Source organism: Streptomyces sp. NPDC001002 (genome assembly GCF_053599215.1).
The window spans coordinates 21,805-27,804 of record NZ_JBSFLV010000120.1 but is presented as its reverse complement, the minus strand read 5'-3'; the positions used below and the strand labels follow the sequence as shown (position 1 = coordinate 27,804).

Annotated in this window: 4 protein-coding genes; all 4 read right to left on the bottom strand. The window is 69.6% G+C overall.

Translation table 11 applies throughout. The annotated features are described in order from the left end of the window. Positions 1-79: 79 nt before the first annotated feature. The 4 genes from ACWDR3_RS36635 to ACWDR3_RS36620 all read right to left on the bottom strand — a co-directional run bounded on the left by ACWDR3_RS36635 (position 80) and on the right by ACWDR3_RS36620 (position 5,656). On the bottom strand, positions 80-2,434 hold the full coding sequence (locus tag ACWDR3_RS36635; RefSeq protein ID WP_450356887.1) for a glycoside hydrolase family 3 N-terminal domain-containing protein: 2,355 nt from the start codon (positions 2,432-2,434) through the stop codon (positions 80-82). 89 nt (positions 2,435-2,523) lie between these two features. After that, positions 2,524-3,447 (bottom strand): carbohydrate ABC transporter permease, encoded by a 924-nt coding sequence (locus ACWDR3_RS36630; RefSeq protein ID WP_450356886.1) that lies wholly within the window; start codon positions 3,445-3,447, stop codon positions 2,524-2,526. Further along, a complete protein-coding gene (locus ACWDR3_RS36625; RefSeq protein WP_450356888.1) occupies positions 3,444-4,295 on the bottom strand; it encodes a carbohydrate ABC transporter permease in 852 nt (283 codons plus the stop codon). Before ACWDR3_RS36625 ends, ACWDR3_RS36630 begins: the two co-directional genes overlap by 4 nt. 92 nt (positions 4,296-4,387) lie before the next feature. Then, entirely contained in the window at positions 4,388-5,656 is a 1,269-nt protein-coding gene (locus ACWDR3_RS36620) for an extracellular solute-binding protein (protein ID WP_450356885.1), read from the bottom strand. Positions 5,657-6,000: the final 344 nt, after the last annotated feature.

Genomic DNA, 6,000 nt, shown 5'->3' with positions numbered 1-6,000 from the left:
GAAGTCCTCGCGCAGGTCGGCCAGCATCCGCTCGCCGAGCATCGCCCCGCGCAGCCGCAGGGGGACCTCTCCCCGCCGCCTACTCCCGCTCGATGCTCACCGGCACCGCGTGCTGCCGCAGTACCGTCGCGTCCCGCTCCTCGCCGACGAGTCGGACCGTCTCCCGCACCGGTGTGTCCAGGCTCGACGAGCCCATCTGCAAGCGGATCTCGCCGGGTTCGACGATGCGTCTGCCGTCCAGACCGGTGAAGGCCAGCCGGTCGGTGTGGACGTGGAAGCGGACGGTCGCCCGCTCACCGGGTGCGAGGGGCACCTTGGCGAAGCCGAGCAGGGACCGTACAGGGCGGGTCACCTGGGCGACCGGATCGATCGCGTACAACTGCACGGTCTCGGCCCCCGCGACCGCCCCCGTGTTCCGCACCCGCACCCCGACCGTGAACTCCCCGTCCACTGGCACCGGTTCGCGGTCGACGCCGAGCCCGTCGATCTGGAAGCTCGTGTACGACAGTCCGTGTCCGAAGGGGAACGCCGGTGTCGGATCGAGGTTGGAGAGCCAGCTCTGCCGGTCGCCGAGCGGCGGGTGAAGGTAGGTGTAGGGCTGACCGCCTGGCGTGGTCGGGATCTGCACGGGCAGCTTGCCGCTGAAGTTCGCCTTCCCGGACAGGAGTTGGGCCACCGCACGGCCGCCCTCCTCGCCCGGCAGGAAGACCTGCACCATGGCCGCGGCGGCGGACGCGAACCGGCCCACCGCGTAGGGCCGCCCACTGCTGACGACCAGGACGACCGGCCGACCGGTCGCCAACACCGCCTCGACCAGCTCCTCCTGCACGCCCGGCAGCCGCAGGTCCTCCACGTCACAGCCCTCGCCCGAGGTGCCGATCCCGAACATGCCGGCCTTGTCGCCGACGACCAGCACGGTGAGATCGGCCCCTGCGGACGCCTCCACCGCGGCCGCGATCCCGGAACGGTCCTCCTCCCGGATCGGGCAGCCCGGCTCGAACGCCCAGTCCACCAGGGGCAGTTCGGCCGTCAGGGCATCGCGCAGCGAGACCGCCTCGACACCGTTGCCGAGGTCGTCGCGTTCGGCGAGGACATGGTTGGGGAAGCTGTAACAGCCGAACATGGTGCGTACGTCGTCGGCGCACGGGCCGATCAGCGCGACGCGGCCGGTCGAGGGGAGGGGCAGGATCCCGTCGTTCGACAGCAGGACGGCGCTCGACTGGGCCACCGCGTGCGCGAGTCGGCGACTCGTCGGCTTGTCGAGGTCCAGTTCACCCGCGATCAGGGCGGGTGGACGGGGGTCCCAGTCGGCGTCGAGCAGCCCGAGGTCTGCCTTCTGCCGCAGCACTCGCCGAACCGCCCGGTCGACCAACTCCTCGCCCACCAGGCCCTGTTCCACCGCGCCGACGAGTGCGCTGCCGAAGCCTCGCTGGTCGGGCAGTTCGACGTCCATCCCGGCACGCAGCGCCAGCGCACCGGCCTCCGGCAGACCGGCCGCGACCCGGTGATCGTTGACCAGGAAGGGCACTGACCAGTAGTCGGAGACGACGGTCCCCTCGAAGCCCCATCGCTCGCGGAGCACCGACGTCAGCAGCCACTCGCTCGCGGCCGGTGCCTCGCCGTCGATCTCGGCGTACGAGTTCATCACCGACCGCACGCCTGCGGCGACGAGCCGTTCGAAGGGCGGGAGGATCACGTCGAAGAGTTCACGGCGGCCGATGCCCACGGGCGCGTGGTTGCGGCCGCCCGTCGAGGCGGAGTACCCGGCGAAGTGCTTGAGGGTGGCGTACACCCCGGCGCTCTGCAGGCCGGTCACGTACGCCTCGGCCAACTCGCCCACCAGGTACGGGTCTTCGCCGAAGGTCTCCTCGCAGCGGCCCCAGCGGTAGTCGCGGATGACGTCGACGACGGGGGACAGGCCCTGGTGCACGCCCGCTTCCGCCATGTCGGACCCGATGGCCTCGCCGACCTTGCGGATCAGCGCGGGGTCGAAGCTGGCCGCCATGCCCAGCGAGGTGGGGTAGATGGTGGCGCCGTAGGCGGTGAAGCCGGTCAGGCACTCGTCGTGGGCCATGGCCGGGATGCCGAATCTGCTCTGCGCCACCACCTGCCGTTGGTGCTCGGCCAGCAGGCGTGCGTGCTCCAACGCGGGGCGGGGGAGGGTGCCGTAGGGCCGGGTGAGTTGGCCCAGGCCGTGCCGGGCCGTCTCGTCGAGGTCGCCGACGCGGCCGAAGTGGTTGCTGCCCGGGGCCACTTCGGGACCGTCGGCCTCGATGTCCTCCCAGGTGCTGCTCAACTGCGCGACCTTCTCCGCCAGGGTGAGCCGGGCGAGCAGCGCCTCGACGCGTTCGGCGGTGGGCAGGGTGGGATCCGTCCAAGGGCGGTCGCTCTCCTCGTGGGGGAGGCCGCTGTGGTCGGGCATGGTGGTCGTCATTCACGACTCCTCGGTGTTGCGCGGGCACGCCGACGGGGCCGGGCGCGGGGCCCGGCCGTCGTACGGGGTGAACTGCCCGGTGGTGGGGGCTACTTGGAGAAACCGGCGGTGAGACCGGCGACGAGTTGGCGGCGGGCGAGTACGAAGACCGCCAGCATCGGCAGGGTGGAGAGCACCACCGCGGCCATCATGGCCGGGATGTCGATGCCGAACTGCCCCTTGTAGAGCGTCAGCGCCAGCGGAAGCACCGCCTTGTCGCCGCTCTGGGTGAGGATGAGCGGGAAGAGGAACCCGTTCCACACCTGGAGGCCGTCGTACACGGCGACCGTCACCAGCGCGGGGCGGGCCAGCGGCGCCGCCAGCGACCACAGCATCCGCCAGTCGCTCGCCCCGTCCACGACCATCGCCTCGAACAGCGAACGCGGCACGTCCCGCAGGAAGTTCACCATGATCATCACGGTGATCGGCAGCGCGAAGGCCACCGAGGGCAGCACGATCGCGAACAGGCTGTCGTAGAGCTGCATCCGGATGATCAGCAGGTACACGGGGATGATCACCGCCTGCAACGGGATGGCCAGGCCTAGCAGGAACAGCCGGAAGGTGACACGGAACCAGCGGTTGTCGCTGTGCCGGACGATCGCGAACGAGGCCATCAGCGCCGCGACGACGGTGAGCGCGACCGTGGCCACGGTGACGACGACACTGTTGAGCAGATAGGTCGTGAAGTCGCCGGCCAGGACGGTCCGGTAGTTCTCCAGCGTCGGATGCCCGGGCGGCGCCAGCGGACTGTCGGTGGTGAAGTCCGTACGGCCGCGCAGGCTGGTCACGACCAGCCAATAGATCGGTACGACGACCAGCGCGGTCCACAAGAGGGTGGCACCGCCGCTCAGCACGCGGCGCACGACGGCGACGGCCGAGCGCGGCCGGGCTGCCGCCGGTGCTGGTGCCACCGGGCGGTGTACGACGGCGCCGCGGTCGACGCGCGCACGGGTCTTGGTCACGGTGGTGCTCACATGCCCTCCTGCTGACTGTCCATCTTCGTGAAGCCCGACAGGCGGGTGGTGAGCAGCGAGAGCCCCAGACCCGTCACCACCAGCAGCGTGGCGACGGCGCTGGCCCGGCCCATGTCGTGCGCCTGGAAGCCGGTGATGTACATGGCCAGCGGCAGCACCCGGGTGGCGGTGCCGGGGCCGCCCGTGCCGCCGGAGAGCACGAAGATCAGGTCGAAGTAGGTCAGGGAGCCGACGAGCATCAGCGTGCTGGAGGTGACGAACGTGTACTTCAGCTGCGGCAGCGTGATCCGCAGGAAGCGCACCCGGGGCCCGGCCCCGTCGATGGCCGCGGCCTCGTAGAGAGAGACCGGGATCTGGCGCAGTCCGGCTTGGTAGAGCAGCGCGTGGAAGGGCACGAACTGCCAGGCGATCACGAAGATCACCGTGTAGAGGGCGAGGTCGGGCGAGCCGAGGAACGGCTTGGCCAGCCAGTGCAGTCCGGGGGTGGCGCCGATGCCGAAGGACGGGTCGAGCAGCGCCTGCCAGGTCAGGCCGATCGCGACGGCGGACAGCAGCAGCGGCAGGAACCACAGCACGGCGAACAGCGAGCGCAGCCGGCCCCGCGGCGCCTGGAACACACCGAGCGCCAGCGCGACGGGCGTCTGGACCAGCCAGCTGATCACCATCACCTTGACGGTGAGCCACACCGCCTGCCAGGTGGCGCTGTCGGTGAGCACCGCGCTCCAGTTGGCTCCGCCGGCCCAGCCGATCGAACCCAGCCCGTCCCAGTCGGCGAGGCTCAGCACCAGCACGCCCACGAGTGGGACGAGACCGAACAGGGCGAAGATCACCAGCGCCGGGGCGGCCATCAGGGCACCGCTCCAGCGGCGCCCCACCCGGGCCCCGCCCGACCGCGCCCTCTCGGACGCGGCAGGGCCGGGCGTAGGGACAACTGCCGTCATTACTGCGCCGCCTTGCTCATGTTCTCGCCGAACTGCGCGGGCTCGATCTCCCGCAGGAACGACTTGTCGACGTTGGTCAGCAGCGGGTCGGACTGGTCCGAGGGCAGGGCCTGGTCCCAGGAGAGCTGGAAGCTCGGGGACTTCTGCACCAGGTCGTACACGAACTGCAGCCACTTCTTGTCGGCCGAAGTCGTCGAAGCCAGCTTCGACTCAAGGCCGTTGACCGGCGGCACGCTGCCCGCCGCCAGGTAGGCGTCGATCTGGGAGTCGTCCAGGACGTAGTCCTTGAAGTAGTCGAGCGCCTCCGACTTGTGCTTGCTCGCCGCGTTCAGGGACAGGAAGTTGGAGGGATTGCCGACGATGCCGGCCGGGTCGCCCTTGCCGTCGGGCACGGTCGGGAACGTGGTGTAGCCGAGGTCGTTCTTCACGAAGTCCGGTGCGGCCTTGACGAAGTTGGCGTACTCCCAGGTGCCCATCACCTCCATGGCCGCCTTGCCGGTGTAGACGAGCGCGGTGGAGGCGCCCTGGTCGTAGTTGACGGACGAGGCGTTGGAGCCGAAGGCACCCGCCTCGGACAGATCCTGGAGGTACTGGTTGGCCTTGGTGACCGACGCGTCCTTCCACACCGAGGCGTCACCGCCGGCGATCTTCGAGAACACCCCGGAGCCACCGGTCCGGTCGAGCAGGTACTCCGTGTACATCAGCGTCGGCCACTTGGAGTTGGCCGCGAGGGACATCGGGATGACGTTCTTCGCCTTCAGCTTCTTCACGGCCGCGAGCAGGTCGTCGTACGTCTTCGGGGGCTGGACGCCCGCGTCGGCGAGCACCTTCTTGTTGTAGTAGAGGACGACCGGCGCCAGGCCGTTGGCGGGTACGCCGTAGACCTTGCCGTCGAAGGTGGCGCTCTGCAGCACGCTCGGCGTGAACCGGTCCGTCTTGACCTGGGACGCGGACAGGGCGTCGACCTTGCCCGCCTTGACGTAGTCGTTGAGCGCGCCGCCGCCCCAGCTGAAGAAGATGTCCGGTGCCTGGTTCGCGCCGAACGCCACGCGCAGCTTCTGCTTGTAGTCGTCGTTGGCGAACAGCCGCAGCGTGATCTTCCCGTCCGGGTGCTCCTTGTTGTAGGCGTCGACCGACTCCTTGAGGATCGTCTGGTCGTTGAGCGCCCACATCGTCAGGCCCTTCGAGGACGACGTCGTGGACGGCCCGGACGTCCCGCAGGAGGCGATGGCCACGGCGGCCGACACGGTGGTGAGGGATACGACCATCCGCCGAGTTCTCGTTCTCGAAGTCCCGTGCATGCTCTGCCTCTTTCTCTCGCAATGCCATGTGGTGCGCAAGGCAGATACGGAAAGCAGCGCGAAAGGCTTTCGTGTGCACCGCCGCAGCGGCCTGCCTGCTGGACCGGGACACTGACACGCGGTTCACGCCCGGGACAAGGAGGAGAAAAGCCCCGGTTACGAAAGACTTTCGCGACCCGGGCGGAGCCCGCACCCGCGCCCAGTACGCGGGGCGCACGCAAAGGTTGCGCGATCGGAGCCACGCGCCGGCAGGGCCGGTCCTGTTAGCGTCCACTAGAACGATTTAGTGGACGACTTAGTGGACGTTCCCG

Excerpts from the sequence above, each read along its gene's own strand:
- ACWDR3_RS36620 (WP_450356885.1), bottom strand. The coding sequence starts at position 5,656 with ATGGTCGTATCCCTCACCACCGTGTCGGCCGCCGTGGCCATCGCCTCC.
- ACWDR3_RS36625 (WP_450356888.1), bottom strand. The coding sequence starts at position 4,295 with ATGGCCGCCCCGGCGCTGGTGATCTTCGCCCTGTTCGGTCTCGTCCCA.
- ACWDR3_RS36635 (WP_450356887.1), bottom strand. The coding sequence starts at position 2,434 with ATGACGACCACCATGCCCGACCACAGCGGCCTCCCCCACGAGGAGAGC.